The 14,979-nt window shown below is 38.5% G+C and carries 18 protein-coding genes, 1 tRNA gene and 1 pseudogene; 16 read left to right on the forward strand and 4 right to left on the reverse strand.

Features of this window, described 5'->3' with window-relative positions; all coding sequences use genetic code 11:
• Positions 1–16: 16 nt before the first annotated feature.
• Positions 17–451 (reverse strand): YslB family protein, encoded by a 435-nt coding sequence (locus tag LS41612_RS06775; RefSeq protein ID WP_024363275.1) that lies wholly within the window; start codon positions 449–451, stop codon positions 17–19.
• Between the two features lie 272 nt (positions 452–723).
• Between LS41612_RS06775 and LS41612_RS06780 the strand changes: the two genes are divergently transcribed.
• The 8 genes from LS41612_RS06780 to racE all read left to right on the forward strand — a co-directional run bounded on the left by LS41612_RS06780 (position 724) and on the right by racE (position 6,458).
• The gene (locus tag LS41612_RS06780; protein WP_024363274.1) at positions 724–1,332 is read left to right on the forward strand and encodes a succinate dehydrogenase cytochrome b558 subunit; all 609 of its coding nucleotides are present in this window, start codon (positions 724–726) and stop codon (positions 1,330–1,332) included.
• Between the two features lie 67 nt (positions 1,333–1,399).
• Entirely contained in the window at positions 1,400–3,154 is a 1,755-nt protein-coding gene (gene sdhA / locus LS41612_RS06785; RefSeq protein WP_024363273.1) for a succinate dehydrogenase flavoprotein subunit, read from the forward strand.
• A gap of 5 nt (positions 3,155–3,159) precedes the next feature.
• Positions 3,160–3,939: a succinate dehydrogenase iron-sulfur subunit gene (gene sdhB, locus LS41612_RS06790; RefSeq protein ID WP_024363272.1), complete on the forward strand. Its 780-nt coding sequence runs from the start codon at positions 3,160–3,162 to the stop codon at positions 3,937–3,939.
• A gap of 212 nt (positions 3,940–4,151) precedes the next feature.
• Positions 4,152–4,610, forward strand: a complete 459-nt coding sequence (locus LS41612_RS06795) for an acyl-CoA thioesterase (protein WP_024363271.1) — start codon at positions 4,152–4,154, stop codon at positions 4,608–4,610.
• A gap of 71 nt (positions 4,611–4,681) precedes the next feature.
• On the forward strand, positions 4,682–4,864 hold the full coding sequence (locus LS41612_RS06800; protein WP_024363270.1) for a hypothetical protein: 183 nt from the start codon (positions 4,682–4,684) through the stop codon (positions 4,862–4,864).
• 37 nt (positions 4,865–4,901) lie between these two features.
• The gene (locus tag LS41612_RS06805; RefSeq protein ID WP_004226437.1) at positions 4,902–5,123 is read left to right on the forward strand and encodes a helix-turn-helix domain-containing protein; all 222 of its coding nucleotides are present in this window, start codon (positions 4,902–4,904) and stop codon (positions 5,121–5,123) included.
• A 74-nt stretch (positions 5,124–5,197) separates the two neighbouring features.
• Positions 5,198–5,650: a MarR family winged helix-turn-helix transcriptional regulator gene (locus tag LS41612_RS06810; protein ID WP_024363269.1), complete on the forward strand. Its 453-nt coding sequence runs from the start codon at positions 5,198–5,200 to the stop codon at positions 5,648–5,650.
• Positions 5,651–5,660: 10 nt separating this feature from the next.
• A complete protein-coding gene (gene racE / locus LS41612_RS06815; protein ID WP_024363268.1) occupies positions 5,661–6,458 on the forward strand; it encodes a glutamate racemase in 798 nt (265 codons plus the stop codon).
• Between the two features lie 63 nt (positions 6,459–6,521).
• Here racE and trhA read toward each other — a convergent pair whose 3' ends face one another.
• Positions 6,522–7,163, reverse strand: a complete 642-nt coding sequence (gene trhA, locus LS41612_RS06820; RefSeq protein WP_024363267.1) for a PAQR family membrane homeostasis protein TrhA — start codon at positions 7,161–7,163, stop codon at positions 6,522–6,524.
• 175 nt (positions 7,164–7,338) lie between these two features.
• Between trhA and rph the strand changes: the two genes are divergently transcribed.
• The 5 genes from rph (at position 7,339) to LS41612_RS06845 (ending at position 11,101) form a co-directional block, all read left to right on the forward strand.
• A complete protein-coding gene (gene rph, locus LS41612_RS06825; RefSeq protein WP_024363266.1) occupies positions 7,339–8,088 on the forward strand; it encodes a ribonuclease PH in 750 nt (249 codons plus the stop codon).
• A gap of 1 nt (position 8,089) precedes the next feature.
• Positions 8,090–8,683 (forward strand): XTP/dITP diphosphatase, encoded by a 594-nt coding sequence (locus LS41612_RS06830; protein ID WP_024363265.1) that lies wholly within the window; start codon positions 8,090–8,092, stop codon positions 8,681–8,683.
• A 12-nt stretch (positions 8,684–8,695) separates the two neighbouring features.
• Positions 8,696–9,199: a metallophosphoesterase gene (locus tag LS41612_RS06835; protein WP_024363264.1), complete on the forward strand. Its 504-nt coding sequence runs from the start codon at positions 8,696–8,698 to the stop codon at positions 9,197–9,199.
• Between the two features lie 143 nt (positions 9,200–9,342).
• Positions 9,343–10,809 carry a protein adenylyltransferase SelO gene (locus LS41612_RS06840; protein ID WP_024363263.1) on the forward strand — a complete coding sequence of 489 codons (1,467 nt, stop codon included), beginning with the start codon at positions 9,343–9,345 and terminating at the stop codon, positions 10,807–10,809.
• 127 nt (positions 10,810–10,936) lie between these two features.
• Positions 10,937–11,101, forward strand: a complete 165-nt coding sequence (locus tag LS41612_RS06845; RefSeq protein WP_080653340.1) for a DUF2639 domain-containing protein — start codon at positions 10,937–10,939, stop codon at positions 11,099–11,101.
• Between the two features lie 72 nt (positions 11,102–11,173).
• Here the strand turns inward: LS41612_RS06845 and LS41612_RS06850 are convergent, their stop codons facing one another.
• Together LS41612_RS06850 and LS41612_RS06855 are read right to left on the reverse strand one after the other, a co-directional pair.
• Positions 11,174–11,842: a hypothetical protein gene (locus tag LS41612_RS06850; protein WP_024363262.1), complete on the reverse strand. Its 669-nt coding sequence runs from the start codon at positions 11,840–11,842 to the stop codon at positions 11,174–11,176.
• A gap of 84 nt (positions 11,843–11,926) precedes the next feature.
• Positions 11,927–12,673: an SDR family NAD(P)-dependent oxidoreductase gene (locus LS41612_RS06855; protein WP_024363261.1), complete on the reverse strand. Its 747-nt coding sequence runs from the start codon at positions 12,671–12,673 to the stop codon at positions 11,927–11,929.
• Between the two features lie 220 nt (positions 12,674–12,893).
• Here LS41612_RS06855 and LS41612_RS06860 point away from each other — a divergent pair.
• The 3 genes and pseudogenes from LS41612_RS06860 (at position 12,894) to LS41612_RS06870 (ending at position 14,937) form a co-directional block, all read left to right on the forward strand.
• Positions 12,894–12,967, forward strand: a tRNA-Arg gene (locus tag LS41612_RS06860).
• A gap of 621 nt (positions 12,968–13,588) precedes the next feature.
• Positions 13,589–14,080 carry a YxiF family protein gene (locus LS41612_RS06865; RefSeq protein ID WP_024363259.1) on the forward strand — a complete coding sequence of 164 codons (492 nt, stop codon included), beginning with the start codon at positions 13,589–13,591 and terminating at the stop codon, positions 14,078–14,080.
• Positions 14,081–14,359: 279 nt separating this feature from the next.
• A pseudogene (locus tag LS41612_RS06870) lies at positions 14,360–14,937 on the forward strand (GNAT family N-acetyltransferase).
• Positions 14,938–14,979: the final 42 nt, after the last annotated feature.

Here is a 14,979-nt window from a genome sequence, read left to right on the forward strand (position 1 = left end):
AGAATCCTTTAAACGTTTATTCATTTGTTATTGTATTCATAATACGTTCTTTAACATCCCATTTGACTGTAAACGTGACAAGCTGTTGTTTTTCACGCTTCTCATCATAACATTCAGTCAAGTAACCTTTTACTTGCTGAATTTGTTCAGCAATAAAGCCTGCTTCAAGTCTAAAGCTACGATTTTGAATTTGTAAAAGGGTTGGTTCATTCATTAAATGGAAAATGCGCCCATCTTTAGACTCCTTTGTCAATACTAGAGTACCCCAGCACGCATCTGCGAAAAATGCGATAAGTTCATCTTGACTTTTACAAGGAAACTTCCGCGCAAGCTCCTTGCCAGCCCAATATAGTACGTCATCCTCATGTTTACCAAGTATTGAAGATAGGACATGATCACGAATTAACTCATATCCAAATGATGAGATAGTATTAGATGGATTATTTAACATAGAAATCCTTCTTTCTTAGAATTTTCTTATAATTTAGCACCAATAAAGTAATGATAGATTTTTCGAGAAGAAACGACACGTTATGTACTAGATTACTTCTTTAATAAGGTCTAGCAAAAACTCTATGTTACCTTGACGCTCGTAGCTCTTGAGAGTACAATAAACATGTCATAATATTGTACCATGATGAAATACACAGTCAATGGAGTATCATTTACAAAATGATGACTTCTTTTGTTGTGCTATTTTAAGTACTAAGGGGGGTAACAGTCTTGTCGAAAGATCGAGAGTTTTTATGGCGTCGCTTACATTCTCTACTTGGGATCATTCCAGTAGGTCTGTTTTTAACGATGCACCTATTCATTAACTTTACAGCAACAGGCGGAGCAGAAAGTTACAATGATGCTACCGCAGTAATGGAAAAAATTCCATTTCTTATCCTAGTTGAGTGGATTGTCATCTACATTCCATTAATGTTCCACGCATTTTATGGTGTGTTCATTGCATTCACAGCTACACCAAATACAGGGCGTTTCAGCACATACCGTAACTGGATGTTCTCATTACAACGCTTCACAGGTGTATTTTTAGTAATTTTCATTGCATGGCATATTTTCCAAACTCGTATTCAAAAAGCGCTTGGTACACACGTTGATTACGACATGATGGCAAATATCGTTGCAAATCCATTTATGCTTGGATTCTACATTGTTGGTATTTTATCAGCAACTTTCCACTTAACAAATGGTTTGTGGTCATTCTTAGTAAGCTGGGGTATTACACAATCACCACAGTCTCAAAAGATTGCTACTTATGTAACAAACGTTCTTTTCGTAATTCTAAGTGTAGTTGGTGTGGCTGCTATTTTAGCTTTCGTATAATTCAATAGAAGCTACTATAAGAGTACATGCAATCATTGCAATTTTTTAAGAGGAGTGAGAAATAATCATGGCGAAAAGCAAAATAATTGTTGTCGGCGGCGGTTTAGCTGGTCTGATGGCAACGATTAAAGCAGCTGAAGTTGGTACTGAAGTTGATTTATTCTCATTAGTTCCTGTAAAACGCTCACACTCTGTATGTGCGCAAGGCGGAATTAATGGTGCCGTAAATACAAAAGGTGAAGGGGATTCTCCTTGGATTCACTTTGATGATACAGTATATGGTGGGGATTTCTTAGCGAACCAACCACCAGTTAAAGGTATGTGTGATGCTGCCCCTGGTATTATTCACTTAATGGACCGTATGGGTGTAATGTTCAACCGTACACCAGAAGGTTTACTTGATTTCCGCCGTTTCGGTGGTACGTTAATGCACCGTACAGCATTCTCAGGTGCTACAACTGGTCAGCAATTACTATACGCGTTGGACGAGCAAGTTCGTTCTCACGAAGTAGCTGGTTTAGTTAACAAATATGAACACTGGGAATTCCTTGGTGTTGTTATCGATGATGACGGCGTTTGCCGCGGTATCGTCGCACAAAATATGCGTACAGAAGAAATTCAATCATTCCGTGCAGACGCTGTTATTATGGCGACTGGTGGCCCTGGTATTATCTTCGGTAAAACAACAAACTCTGTTATTAACACAGGTTCTGCTGCTTCTATCGTATACCAACAAGGTGCTTCATACGCGAATGGTGAGTTCATTCAAATTCACCCAACAGCGATTCCTGGGGACGACAAAAACCGTCTAATGTCAGAATCTGCTCGTGGTGAAGGTGGCCGTATTTGGACATATAAAGACGGTAAACCTTGGTACTTCTTAGAAGAAAAATACCCTGCATATGGTAACTTAGTACCACGTGATATCGCAACACGTGAAATTTTCGACGTTTGTGTAAACCAAAAACTTGGTATCAACGGCGAAAACATGGTGTACCTAGATCTTTCTCATAAAGATCCACATGAATTAGATGTAAAACTTGGTGGTATCATTGAAATCTACGAAAAATTCGTAGGTGATGACCCACGTAAATTACCAATGAAAATTTTCCCTGCAGTTCACTACTCAATGGGTGGATTATGGGTTGACTACAACCAAATGACTGAAATTCCTGGTCTATTCGCAGCGGGTGAATGTGATTACTCTCAACATGGTGCAAACCGTCTTGGTGCTAACTCATTATTATCTGCAATTTATGGCGGTATGGTTGCTGGTCCAAATGCAGTAGATTACGTTAAACATCTTAAAAAGCATGCTGAAGATTTATCGCAAGATATTTATGATGCACGTGTTAAAGAAGAGCAAGCGAAATGGGATGCTATCATGAAAATGGACGGCACAGAAAACGCTTACCTTCTTCATAAAGAGCTTGGTGAGTTAATGACTGCTACAATGACAGTTGTACGCTATAACGACCAACTTGAAGAAACATATAAAAAACTTGGTGAATTCCAAAAACGTTGGGAAAACATTAACATCAACGATACACAAAAATGGAGTAACCAAGGTGCTCACTTTACACGTCAGTTGAAAAACATGCTTTACCTAGCGAAAGTAATGACAAAAGGTGCTTTACTTCGTAATGAATCTCGTGGTGCGCACTATAAACCAGACTTCCCGCAACGTGATGATGAAAACTTCTTAAAAACAACAATGGCGAAATTCGACCCTGCTACAGGCGAGCCAGTGATCACATATCAAGAAGTAGACGTATCATTAATCCCACCACGTAAACGTGACTACTCTGCGAAAGGAGACTAAGAATTATGGAAATCGCAGCTAATACTGGAAGAATGGTAAAAGTTGAAATTTTACGTCAAGATACACAAGGTGGCCAAAGCTACTGGCAGAAATTCGAAGTTCCTTACCGTCATGGTATGAACGTTATTTCTGTGTTAATGGAGATTCAAAAAAATCCAGTGATGGCAAACGGTGAAAAAACTACACCAGTTTCATGGGATATGAACTGTCTTGAAGAAGTTTGTGGCGCATGTTCAATGGTAATCAATGGTCGTCCACGTCAATCATGTTCAACACTGATTGATCAATTGACTGAACCAGTACGCCTTGAGCCAATGAAAACTTTCCCGGTTGTACGTGACTTACAAGTTGACCGTGATCGTATGTTCAACGCACTGAAAAAAGTGAAAGCATGGGTACCAATCGATGGTACTTATGATTTAGGTGAAGGTCCACGTATGCCAGAAGGTAAACGTCAATGGGCTTATGAATTATCTAAATGTATGACTTGTGGTGTATGTATGGAAGCATGTCCAAACGTGTCTGAAAAAGCTTCATTCATTGGACCAGCACCATTATCACAAGTACGTCTATTTAACACACATCCAACAGGTGCAATGATTAAAGACGAACGTTTAAATGCAATTATGGGTGACGGCGGTCTTGCTAACTGCGGTAACTCTCAAAACTGTGTAGCTGCTTGTCCTAAAGGTATTCCTTTAACAACATCTATCGCATCTTTAAACCGTGCAACAACAGTGCAAATGTTCCGTAACTTCTTCGGTTCTGACCATTACGTTGACTAATTGTACAATGCTACTCCCTTACACAATAGTGTAAGGGAGTTTTTTTATAGACTGTTAGATAGAAGATGAGTGAAATCGTGAATAAAACACTAAAATTTCTGATTTTTCTATCATAATTGCCTCTCTTCCTTTATAATGAATTTGTATTCATTTTTTAACGATGATAATACGAATAGATTAACAGTAGGCAATCACACAAAGGGGTTGGGGATATGAAAGCAAATTATATTGAAGACTTTGAGAAATGGGCAGAGGATTTTTCATTTTATATTGAGGTACGTGTGCGTTTTTCGGAAACGGATATGTATGGGCATATGAATAATACCGTTAGCTTTACATATTTTGAACAGGCTAGAATCGATTATTTTAATCATTTAGGCATCTTAATGCCTTCTGCATTGGACGACAAGGTAAAGGGGATTCCGATTGTAGCAGATTTACAATGTGATTATCGAAAGCAAGTTTTCTTTAATGATGTACTTCGTATATATACAAAAGTAGCGAAATTAGGTAACTCATCAATGGATATCCATTACTTAGCGAAAAATCAAAAGGATGAAGTATGCTTTACAGGTCGTGGTACAGTAGTACAAATGGATCCACGAACAGGTAAAAGCGTGCCGATATCACAAGAAGAAAAGGCGCAATTAGCACAGTTAGCGATTATGTAATTTGCTATTCATTGAGTGCTTCATCCTTTTAAGTGAGGCAGAATGGAATATAGGCATGGATGGAGGTCGGCGTGGAATTTCTTGTGGCAGGTAACGCAGATTTTCCCGAGCATGCTCGAAAAAAGAAGCTAGGGCGTCAAGAATTCCATTTTTCATGTCATTTGTCGCGCGAAAAAGAAGAACTTCCGAAATTTTTGTGGAAACTCGGTGTATTCATGAAAATAGCCGTCACCGCTCAACACTCCTTAACATAAGTTACAATACGTGCGGGGGAGGAGGGTGTGACTGAAAATGAATGGCTCTCATCATCGTTCTCTTTTAACAAACCGAGAACGTGAAATATTTGCGCTTTTATTAGCTGAAAAAACAACGAGGGATATTGCAGAGCAGCTTGGTATTAGTGAAAAAACAGTGCGAAATCACATTTCCAATACAATTCAAAAGCTAGGTGTAACAAATCGATCTCAAGCGTTAATTGAGCTGTTACGCTTAGAAGAATTCAAATTAGACTAATGGACACTTGCTATTTCGTGAAAAAAACGACAAAATAGAACTATTCAACGCATGTTTAGGAGTGGAATAGTTATATGTCGGATGAAGTAACAAAGCACTCACCTGAAACCGTTGCAACGGTTGAAAAGGAACTACGCTATATTGCGGCCATTGTGAAGCAAAAAGGAAGAGAAATTGTTTCACAATATACAATTACGCCGCCACAATTTGTTGCATTACAGTGGTTAGAAGAGCTCGGTGATATTACAATTGGCGATTTATCAAACCGTTTATACTTAGCTTTTAGTACGACAACAGATTTAGTGGATCGTATGGAGAAAAATGAATTAGTCAAGCGAGTGCGTGATGAAAATGATCGCCGGGTCGTTGTCGTTCATCTTCTCGAAAAAGGCGAACGAATTATTCAAGAGGTTATTGAAAAAAGACAGCAATATTTGCAAGAAATGCTTGTAGGATTTAACGAACAAGAAGTCGCGCAATTATCGAGCTATTTACAAAAACTACATGTACACATGAAACAGGATTGAGGCGGAAAGTATGAATGCCCCGATAGGCGTTATTGATTCAGGAGTAGGCGGTCTAACCGTAGCAAAGGAAATAATAAAACGATTGCCAAACGAAACGATTTATTATATCGGTGATACAGCAAGATGTCCGTATGGTCCACGAACTCGACAGGAAGTACGGAATTTTACTTGGCAAATGGCCAAAGCACTCGAAAAAATGAATATTAAGATGCTCGTCATAGCTTGTAATACAGCGACTGCAGTAGCACTCGAAAGTTTACAACGTAATATGCCTTTTCCGGTACTAGGCGTTATTAATGCTGGCGCACGTGCAGCTGTAAAGAAAACGAAGCGACATGAAGTCGTTGTGCTTGCAACAGAAGGTACAATTAAAAGTGGGGCGTATGAAGAAGCCTTATTGTCTTTGAATACGTCTACCCACATTATTCCACTGGCTTGTCCAACGTTCGTACCACTAGTTGAAAGTGGCGAATATAAAGGACAATTTGCAAATAATTTAATTGCAGAAGGCTTAAAACCGTTAAAAAACGAACAATTTGATACGGTCATTTTAGGATGTACGCATTACCCGATTTTGCAAAAACAAATTGAAGCTGTCGTCGGAGAAGATGTTTTCGTGCTATCTTCTGCGGAAGAAACAGCAAAGGATGTCGAGGAAATGCTTGCGTATAATGGTACTTTAGCAGATACAAATGCTAAGCCCGCACATAAATTTTATGCAACGGGTTCTGTGCCGATTTTCCGTTCCATTGCAGAAAATTGGTTAGAACAAGGTACGCTTGACATACACCGTATTACATTAAAATAAAATCAGCTTAGCTTACGAGCTAGGCTGATTTTTTTAGTCGTCATTATATTGAAATAGACAATTTTACATAAACAAATAAATCGCAACGAACATCGCTGCACTTCCTGCCATCACAAAGACATGCCATATTGCGTGGTTGTACTTTATTTTTTTGTTTTTGTAAAAAAATGTGCCAGCAGTATAAAAAATACCGCCGAGTAAAAGTGTCATAAACCCGTTGAATGAGATATAAGCGACCAATGGTTTATAGGCAAAGACAATCAGCCAACCCATGCCAATGTACACAATCAACGAGATTTTTTTGAAACGATGGACGAAAAATTGTTTTAAGACGATGCCGATAAAGGCAAGAACCCATTCGATGATAAATATGCTCATTCCTAATTTTCCACCTACGGCAATAAGCGCTACAGGTGTATATGTTCCTGCGATTAATAAGAAGATGGAGCTATGATCTAATTTTTTCAAAAGCACTTTATGTGTGGGCAGTGCATGATATAAGGTCGATGCTATGTATAAACAAAACATCGAAATACCAAAAATAATGTAACTAATAAGCTCGGTGCTTGTACCGGTTGTTAGAGCTTTATGCACTAATAGAAGGGTAGCAGGAACTGTTAAAAATGCACCGATTCCATGTGTTAGCGCATTCCAAAATTCTTCCTTTATGGTATAACTACTATGCTCAATTGTTGATTGAGACATGACCATCACCTCTTTCTTTATTATATTACTATAACAGCTTAAGATTTTTCATTGTAGATGAAAATGTAATGCAATTGATATGATAAATATCATATATTGCATGTAGTAAATCGTCGCATCAGTGGAAAATATGATAAAATAAGGGCGCGAAAGATTTTAGGAGGCACGATGAATGATGACAAGATTTGATGGTAGAGATGCAGATGCATTGCGTCCTGTGAAAATGGATAGCGAGTATTTATTGCATCCAGAAGGCTCAGTATTAATCCAAGTTGGAAATACGAAAGTAATTTGTACAGCAACGGTTGAAGATAAAGTACCAGGTTTTTTACGCGGACAGGGCAAAGGTTGGATTACAGCTGAGTATTCAATGTTACCTCGTGCCACAGCACAACGAACACCACGTGAATCGTCACGCGGGAAAGTGAACGGACGTACAATGGAAATTCAACGTCTGATTGGTCGCGCATTACGTGCTATCGTCGATTTAGAAGCGTTGGGAGAACGTACAGTATGGATTGACTGTGATGTGATTCAAGCAGACGGCGGAACACGAACTGCTTCGATTACAGGGGCATTTGTCGCAATGACACAGGCAATTGCCAAGCTTGCTGAAGAAAAACAACTAGAAAAATTCCCTGTTACTGATTTTTTAGCGGCTACAAGTGTTGGCATTGTTGAAGAGCAAGGTGCCGTTTTAGACTTAAATTATGTAGAAGATGTAGATGCAGCGGTAGATATGAATATTGTCATGACAGGAGCAGGCCGTTTTGTAGAATTACAAGGGACTGGTGAAGAAGCGACCTTTTCACGTGAGGAATTAAATAACTTGCTTGCATTAGGCGAAAAGGGCATTCGCGAGCTTATTGAACTACAAAAACAAGCGCTTGGAGAAATAGCTCATAAAGTAGGAGGAAACTGCTAATATGAAACAAGTTGTAATTGCTACAAAAAACAAAGGCAAAGCAAAAGATTTCGAAGCATTGTTTGGGCCGCTCGGTTATGAAGTGGTGACGATGTTTGATGTCGCACCGGACATGGAAATTGAAGAAACAGGCACAACATTTGAAGAAAATGCCGTGTTAAAAGCAGAGGCTTTAGCAAAAGAGCTTGCAACGATTGTTATTGCGGATGATAGTGGTTTAGCTGTAGATGCGCTTAATGGGGAGCCAGGTGTTTATTCGGCACGCTATGCTGGTGATCATGATGATGAGGCAAATATGGTAAAACTATTGCAAAATTTACAAGGTATAGAAGATAACAAGCGCACAGCTCGCTTTTGCTGCTGTATTGCTATTGCGGGACCTGATTTTGAAACAACAACAGTGTTCGGCACGTGCGAAGGTGTCATTGCACATGAAAAACGTGGAACTAATGGTTTTGGCTATGATCCTGTCTTTTTTGTTCCAAGTTTAAATCGTATGATGGCTGAATTAACACCAGAAGAAAAAGGGGCTATTTCTCACCGAGGAAATGCCATTCGCAAGTTAAAGGAACAATTGCCAAACCTTATTAAGTAAGAGGTGATATCCATGCAAATAGTGGTCATGAGTGATACACATGGAGATAGCCATGTAATTGACCAAGTACGTGGCTTTTATCCGCATGTCGAAACGATGATTCATTGTGGTGATAGCGAACTGCCTTTTTCCCATGCTGCATTAGATGGCATGAAAAAAGTGCGGGGAAATTGTGATCTTGATAAAGCCTTTCCAGAGGAAATAATTGTGCAAGTGGGAGATGCTGCTCTTTTTGTCACACATGGTCATTTATTTAATGTTAAATCATCCATGTTGGCATTATTGTATCGCGCAAAGGAAGTCGATGCACATATTGTGTGCTTTGGTCATTCTCATCTATTAGGTGCCGAAATGATTGATGATGTCTTATTTATCAATCCAGGAAGTTTATTAAAGCCAAGAGGTGGCAATGAAAAAAGCTTTGCAGTTATAGACATTCAAGCTAGCTATTATCAGGTGGATTTCTTCACAGAGAACAATGATCGTTTGTCAACGCATACGTTTGTTCGCGCATAACTAAACTTATTAAAAACGCTTAAGATTCTATTAAAAGAGAGTTTAAGCGTTTTTCTATTTGTGGATTACAGCTTTGGAAAATACGTCCACGAATGAATTGCATGTTAGTAGAAAGACTAAATGAAAAGAACAAGGGTGATCAAATGACTAAGGCAAATAATATTGGTTGGAATTTTGATAATAGCTATGCTCATCTACCAAATTCATTCTATAGCCATCTTCAATTAAATCGCGTGCATGCACCTAAGTTGGCGATTTTAAATGAAGCAGTGGCAAAGTCCCTTGGATTAGATTATAGTGCGCTTCAACAAGAAGATGGGATTGAGGTGCTTGCGGGTAACGAGATACCAAAGGGGGCATTGCCGCTTGCACAGGCATATGCAGGACATCAATTTGGACATTTTAATATGTTAGGGGACGGTAGAGCACTCCTTCTAGGCGAACAAATAACACCTTCTGGGGAGCGCTATGACATCGGACTCAAAGGTTCAGGACGAACGCCTTACTCTAGAGGAGGTGACGGCCGTGCAGCACTTGGCCCGATGCTACGTGAATATATTATTAGCGAAGCAATGTTTGCGTTAGGTATCCCAACTTCCCGTAGTTTGGCAGTAGTGACAACAGGAGAACCAGTACTTCGTGAAACAGAACTACCTGGTGCGATTTTGACGCGTGTTGCAAGTAGTCATTTACGTGTAGGGACATTTCAATATGCGGCACAATGGGGTAGTGATGAAGAGCTTCAGAAGTTAGCTGATTATGCAATCCAACGCCATTTCCCAATGATTGAACAGATGGAAAATCGCTATTTGAGCTTGCTTCAAGAAGTTATGGAAAGACAGGCAGCCCTTATTGCCAAATGGCAACTAGTCGGCTTTATTCATGGTGTAATGAACACAGATAATATGACGATTAGTGGTGAAACGATTGATTATGGTCCTTGTGCTTTTATGGATCGTTATAATCCAGCAACAGTTTTTAGCTCCATCGACCGACAAGGACGCTATGCTTATGCCAATCAGCCCCCTATTGGAGGATGGAATATTACGCGTTTTGCTGAAACGCTCCTTCCACTTATCCATGACGACCCAGAAGATGCTGTAGCATTAGCTCAGCAAGTGATTGAACAATATCCGCAGTTTTACTATACAAACTGGTTAGCGGGAATGCGCGCAAAGCTCGGTCTCTTTAATGAAGAACAGCAAGATGCCGCACTAATAGATGAACTTCTAACGTTAATGGAAAAGCATGAAGCAGATTATACAAATACATTCCGTTCACTAACGTTTCAAAGATGTGAAGGAACGGCGCTTTTTGATAGTATGGAATTTAAAAAGTGGTACGAACAGTGGCAAGCAAGAAGACAAAGGCAAGAGCCATCCAAAGCACAATCACAGCAGTTAATGCGAGACACGAACCCTGCTGTTATTCCGCGAAACCATCGAGTAGAGGAAGCGTTAGAAGCGGCTGTTACACGCGGTGATTATCGTGTTATGGATAAGCTATTACAGGTGCTATCTCAGCCGTACGCTCATTTAGCGGAACAAGAAGCATATGCCACACTACCAGCACCATCCAACTGTCCATACCAAACGTTTTGTGGCACATAATGGACTGTAAACAAAGGATTATTTCTTGTCCTTTGTTTTTATTTTGGTGTAACAAGGGGTAGCGGTAACAGCATAAAAACTTTGCGCATACGCTATGGATGACTAACAGAAAAGGAGACGGTGCAACGTGCATCAATATTCAAAAGGTTGGTTTGTCAAAGAGCTACGCGCAAAAGGGATTTTAGTGCATCCTCAATTAAAAACACATCTAGGCAAGTTTAAAGAATCTGAATTACGGAATTTATATTACCGCTATGTGGAGCAACAACAAACCGATACGGAGCAATCATAGCTTTTTTCTCCAAGACGAAAAACCAGATTGATGGACAAATGCTGATTGTCGATGAATCTGGTTTTTTATTTATTATGAATAAAAGCGGTAGCAAAACTGCATGACAATGGCATTTGCTATCATGTCTGACATGACAAGTGCCTCTGCCTCTATATCATCAAACACTTGCACGTCTGATTGATAGTCTTTTTGAATCATCGTCACGGCTTCTTTTTTCGTTAGAGCTAAATGGCGATAAAACATTTGCTGCACAGCTTCTTTAGTTAAATATGGATTAATGGAACTTAAAAATATGGCAATGTCATCGGCATTACGATACCATTCTTGTTCTTTAGCCGCTGCTGTTGCCGCATCTCCTTTATTCGCCGCTGTAACAAGCTGCGCTGCAATAAGTAAATGCTCTTTTATTAGCTCTGCATAGCGATCTGCTATTTGATCGCCGTAAAAGGGGCGCAGACAATTACCTAAATCCGTCGCATTACGTAAAAGACGTGCTTGCACAAATGGTAAATCCGGCAAATTAAAGACAATACTTATAATGGTCATCCTCGTCCAATTAACATGCTCCATCCACAACAGTCGATTCATCGCCATAAAATCAGCCTCTGCTTTACTAATGCATCTGCGATGATCCTGTTGCGGCTGTAAAAAGTGCCGAATAGGCGCTGTATACTGGTTGGATGGAGCCGTATAGATGGCGCTTAAAGAATTCCCGGAATAGCTGTTTGAATATGGAAACAATGCACATTCACTCCCTTAAAAAATTCATTCTAGTGTAGAATACTCTACACGATCCTTGAATGTGCAAGAATCCAGATGCGTCCATTATTCCTCATAGATCATTTTCTTTGTCATGCCTCCATCGACCGTAATATTAATCCCTGTGACAAATCGATTCGCAGGATTTGTTAAGTACAGACATGCTTGTGCAATATCTTCCGGCACACCAACACGCCCTACTAGATGTTGTTCATGATCGATAGCACGTAGCTGTTCATAATCACCGGTTTCAATCCAACCAGGTGATATACAATTAACCGTAATGTTATCTGGACCGAAAGAGCGGGCTAATGCATGCGTTAACGCTACAATACCGCCCTTGGAAGCGGCATACGCTTCACTATAAGGCTCAGACATAAAAGCCCGTGTAGAGGCCAAAGAAACAATCGAACCTCCAAGCTCATTTGTCCGCATGATTTTAGCCGCTTCTCTAGAACAAAATAAAACACTCGTTAAATTCGTTTGTAAAAGATTATGCCACTGCGCAACCGTAATATCATAAGGTGACACATGCTCAAACTTACCCGCATTATTAATTAAAATCGTAATCGTCCCAAAATGTTGGACCGTTTGCTGCATTAACGCAACAATATCTTGTTCTTTTGACACATCCGCCTCCACAAACAATGCCGAATACCCTTGTTCATTACACTCTTGCGCTAATTGATGCCCCAGCTCTACATTCACATCTGCAATTACAACCTTGGCACCACGCTGTGCATATGCACGCACAATCCCTTCTCCAATTCCTTGCGCACCACCAGTCACCACAACCACCGACTTTTCAAACATACACATACCTCCATTTTTGCTTATTATTTTAACAAAAAATAAGACAATGTAATGCAATAAAATAACATAAAGAAAGCTATAGCATCATACAATAAATAGGTATATAATATTTTCAAGGCAAACCTTGCCTCCATAGTAAAATTCATGTTGACATTATGTAATAAAGGACATATAATAAATATTGTCTTTCCTAAGAGGTTTTTAGGAACACACACACCATGTCTCAGTAGCTCAGCAGGATAGAGCAACGGCCTTCTAAGCCGTCGGTCGGGGGTTCGAATCCCTCCTGGGACGTCTAAAGGTTCAGATAGATTAAGTTTGAACCAACTGAAAAGCGCTTCGAATCCTTTAGTATCAAGGGTTTGAAGCGCTTTTCTTTTTTTTGAGAATCCGTTAGAAAAGGATAGAAAATGAAAAGTTTCTACACATTTTCTACACATTTTCTACACAAAAAAGTACTATTAAGTCGCTTCGTGATTGTTATTGCACTAAGCCGCAAAAATGTTAAGTTTTACTATTCGCATACAATTAGCCGAGCAAACTTCAAGACAACCGATATTCCATTAATTTTTATTAATCAATCAATTCTTTTTTAATCATTTAAATAGTGCCCTTAGAAAGTGCAGTTTCCCGATAAATATTTATTAATGTAGGGTTTTAAAAAGTTTAATCATTAAGTTTGATTAGTCGTTTGAAAAATAATAAATTTGTGTTTATAAATGTAATTGAGTTATTCAACAAAAGGGCCATTTAATTGAATAACACTTCTAAATAAAAAATAGGGTTTTTTGTTAATCTTGATGTGAGTTTGTGAAACAATGTACTTAAGCTAACGAGGCAGTTTAGTTCAATAAGAAATCCGTTTTTTTGTTAAAATAAAACTAATAAATATGTTCTTTAGAGGAGCTTGTCTAATTGGAAATAAACGAACGAAAGGAAAAGATTAATTTACTTCAAATGAAAAGTAAAAGAAATACCATTATTAAAGAAATGAAAATCAAAGATATTCACTTAACTCTTGATTCTTTCTTAGAACCTCAACATTCCTATGATTTACTTGGTGATTTATTCAATAAAATAGATAAGCCAGTTGAATATAAAGAGGAATTTAAATTTGGACATTGTAAAGATAAAGCAGCTAAAGAACTAGGGTTGCTATACAAGAAAATTCCTAAGCAACTTCAAGAAAAGGAAGTTATTTTGTTTCATTTAAATTATCGTGAAACAGGTGCGATTATTTTAAGATTGGAAGATATTTTTAGAGATATAAATTGGATAGTTAATTTTAGTGGATATTCAAACGGTGCTTTTGATTTTGTTGTTGTTGAACCGACCTTTATTTATGGAATTTGTATTGAAAGGTTTGAATATTGGGATACCTTTACTATATGGGGTTTATTCAACTAACGAGGGCTTTAGTTCAATAACAATCTTCAACAAACGGGCGCAATTCTGTAGCAAGAATTGCGCTATTTCTTTTTTGGGGGCTATTTTATAGTGTATGAAAACTGTCATTTTGTCAGTGTATATTTTGGGAAAATTTGATAAAATTTAAATAATTATAATTAGAAGGAGGCGGTACATTATGAAAATCGCGAACATATTTAACGGGGTGAATCTATTTTAAGGGAAGAGCGTATAAATCCCCTATAAACTACGTGGTCCCTAAAATCCGGAGGGAAAAAAGTGATTATTAGAGACTATAGGGTTAATGACGAGACTGGTTGGGTAAGATGCCGAACACTTGCGTTTTTACAGACTGCCTATTTTGATAATGTACTAAATAAGAAAGAATGTTATGAAAATCCAGCAATCGAGCTAGTCGCAGAGTTTGACGGTCAAATCGTTGGGCTTATTGATGTTGAATATGAAATAGAAGAACGAACAGTTTGCTCCAGAGGAGAAGGGTTAGGAGGGTGATTTGGCATATCGCTGTTCATCCTGATTTCTCCCGACGAGGAATAGGACAACAATTACTCTATGCTGCTGAAACTAAAGCTAGAAGTGTGAATTTAAATCGTTTTGAGGCTTGGACAAGAGATGATTTATGGGTTCAGAACTGGTATGAAAAAATGAATTTTAATATCGTTGATTCCTATTATCACGTTTATTTTGAAGGAAATGAAATGAATCATCGAATTCAAAGTAATATGCCCAATCTATACTTAGTTAACGCTTTTACTCATTACGTTGGGAAGGGTATTGACCAATTTACAAATAATAAACGTATTCACCAATGTGTTTGTTTTGAAAAATCATTTTAATCATTTCTAAGTTATGAATGGCATATTTATCAATAATACTAT

It is taken from the genome of Lysinibacillus sphaericus, from assembly GCF_002982115.1.
Taxonomy (GTDB): domain Bacteria; phylum Bacillota; class Bacilli; order Bacillales_A; family Planococcaceae; genus Lysinibacillus; species Lysinibacillus sphaericus.

What these genes read in the sequence shown, in the direction of transcription:
- sdhA (WP_024363273.1), top strand. Translation starts at nt 1,400, where the DNA reads ATGGCGAAAAGCAAAATAATTGTTGTCGGCGGCGGTTTAGCTGGTCTG.
- LS41612_RS06855 (WP_024363261.1), bottom strand. Translation starts at nt 12,673, where the DNA reads ATGTTTGAAAAGTCGGTGGTTGTGGTGACTGGTGGTGCGCAAGGAATT.
- LS41612_RS06835 (WP_024363264.1), top strand. Translation starts at nt 8,696, where the DNA reads ATGCAAATAGTGGTCATGAGTGATACACATGGAGATAGCCATGTAATT.
- trhA (WP_024363267.1), bottom strand. Translation starts at nt 7,163, where the DNA reads ATGTCTCAATCAACAATTGAGCATAGTAGTTATACCATAAAGGAAGAA.
- LS41612_RS06805 (WP_004226437.1), top strand. Translation starts at nt 4,902, where the DNA reads ATGAATGGCTCTCATCATCGTTCTCTTTTAACAAACCGAGAACGTGAA.
- racE (WP_024363268.1), top strand. Translation starts at nt 5,661, where the DNA reads ATGAATGCCCCGATAGGCGTTATTGATTCAGGAGTAGGCGGTCTAACC.
- LS41612_RS06810 (WP_024363269.1), top strand. Translation starts at nt 5,198, where the DNA reads ATGTCGGATGAAGTAACAAAGCACTCACCTGAAACCGTTGCAACGGTT.
- LS41612_RS06775 (WP_024363275.1), bottom strand. Translation starts at nt 451, where the DNA reads ATGTTAAATAATCCATCTAATACTATCTCATCATTTGGATATGAGTTA.
- LS41612_RS06795 (WP_024363271.1), top strand. Translation starts at nt 4,152, where the DNA reads ATGAAAGCAAATTATATTGAAGACTTTGAGAAATGGGCAGAGGATTTT.
- LS41612_RS06830 (WP_024363265.1), top strand. Translation starts at nt 8,090, where the DNA reads ATGAAACAAGTTGTAATTGCTACAAAAAACAAAGGCAAAGCAAAAGAT.
- rph (WP_024363266.1), top strand. Translation starts at nt 7,339, where the DNA reads ATGACAAGATTTGATGGTAGAGATGCAGATGCATTGCGTCCTGTGAAA.
- sdhB (WP_024363272.1), top strand. Translation starts at nt 3,160, where the DNA reads ATGGAAATCGCAGCTAATACTGGAAGAATGGTAAAAGTTGAAATTTTA.
- LS41612_RS06840 (WP_024363263.1), top strand. Translation starts at nt 9,343, where the DNA reads ATGACTAAGGCAAATAATATTGGTTGGAATTTTGATAATAGCTATGCT.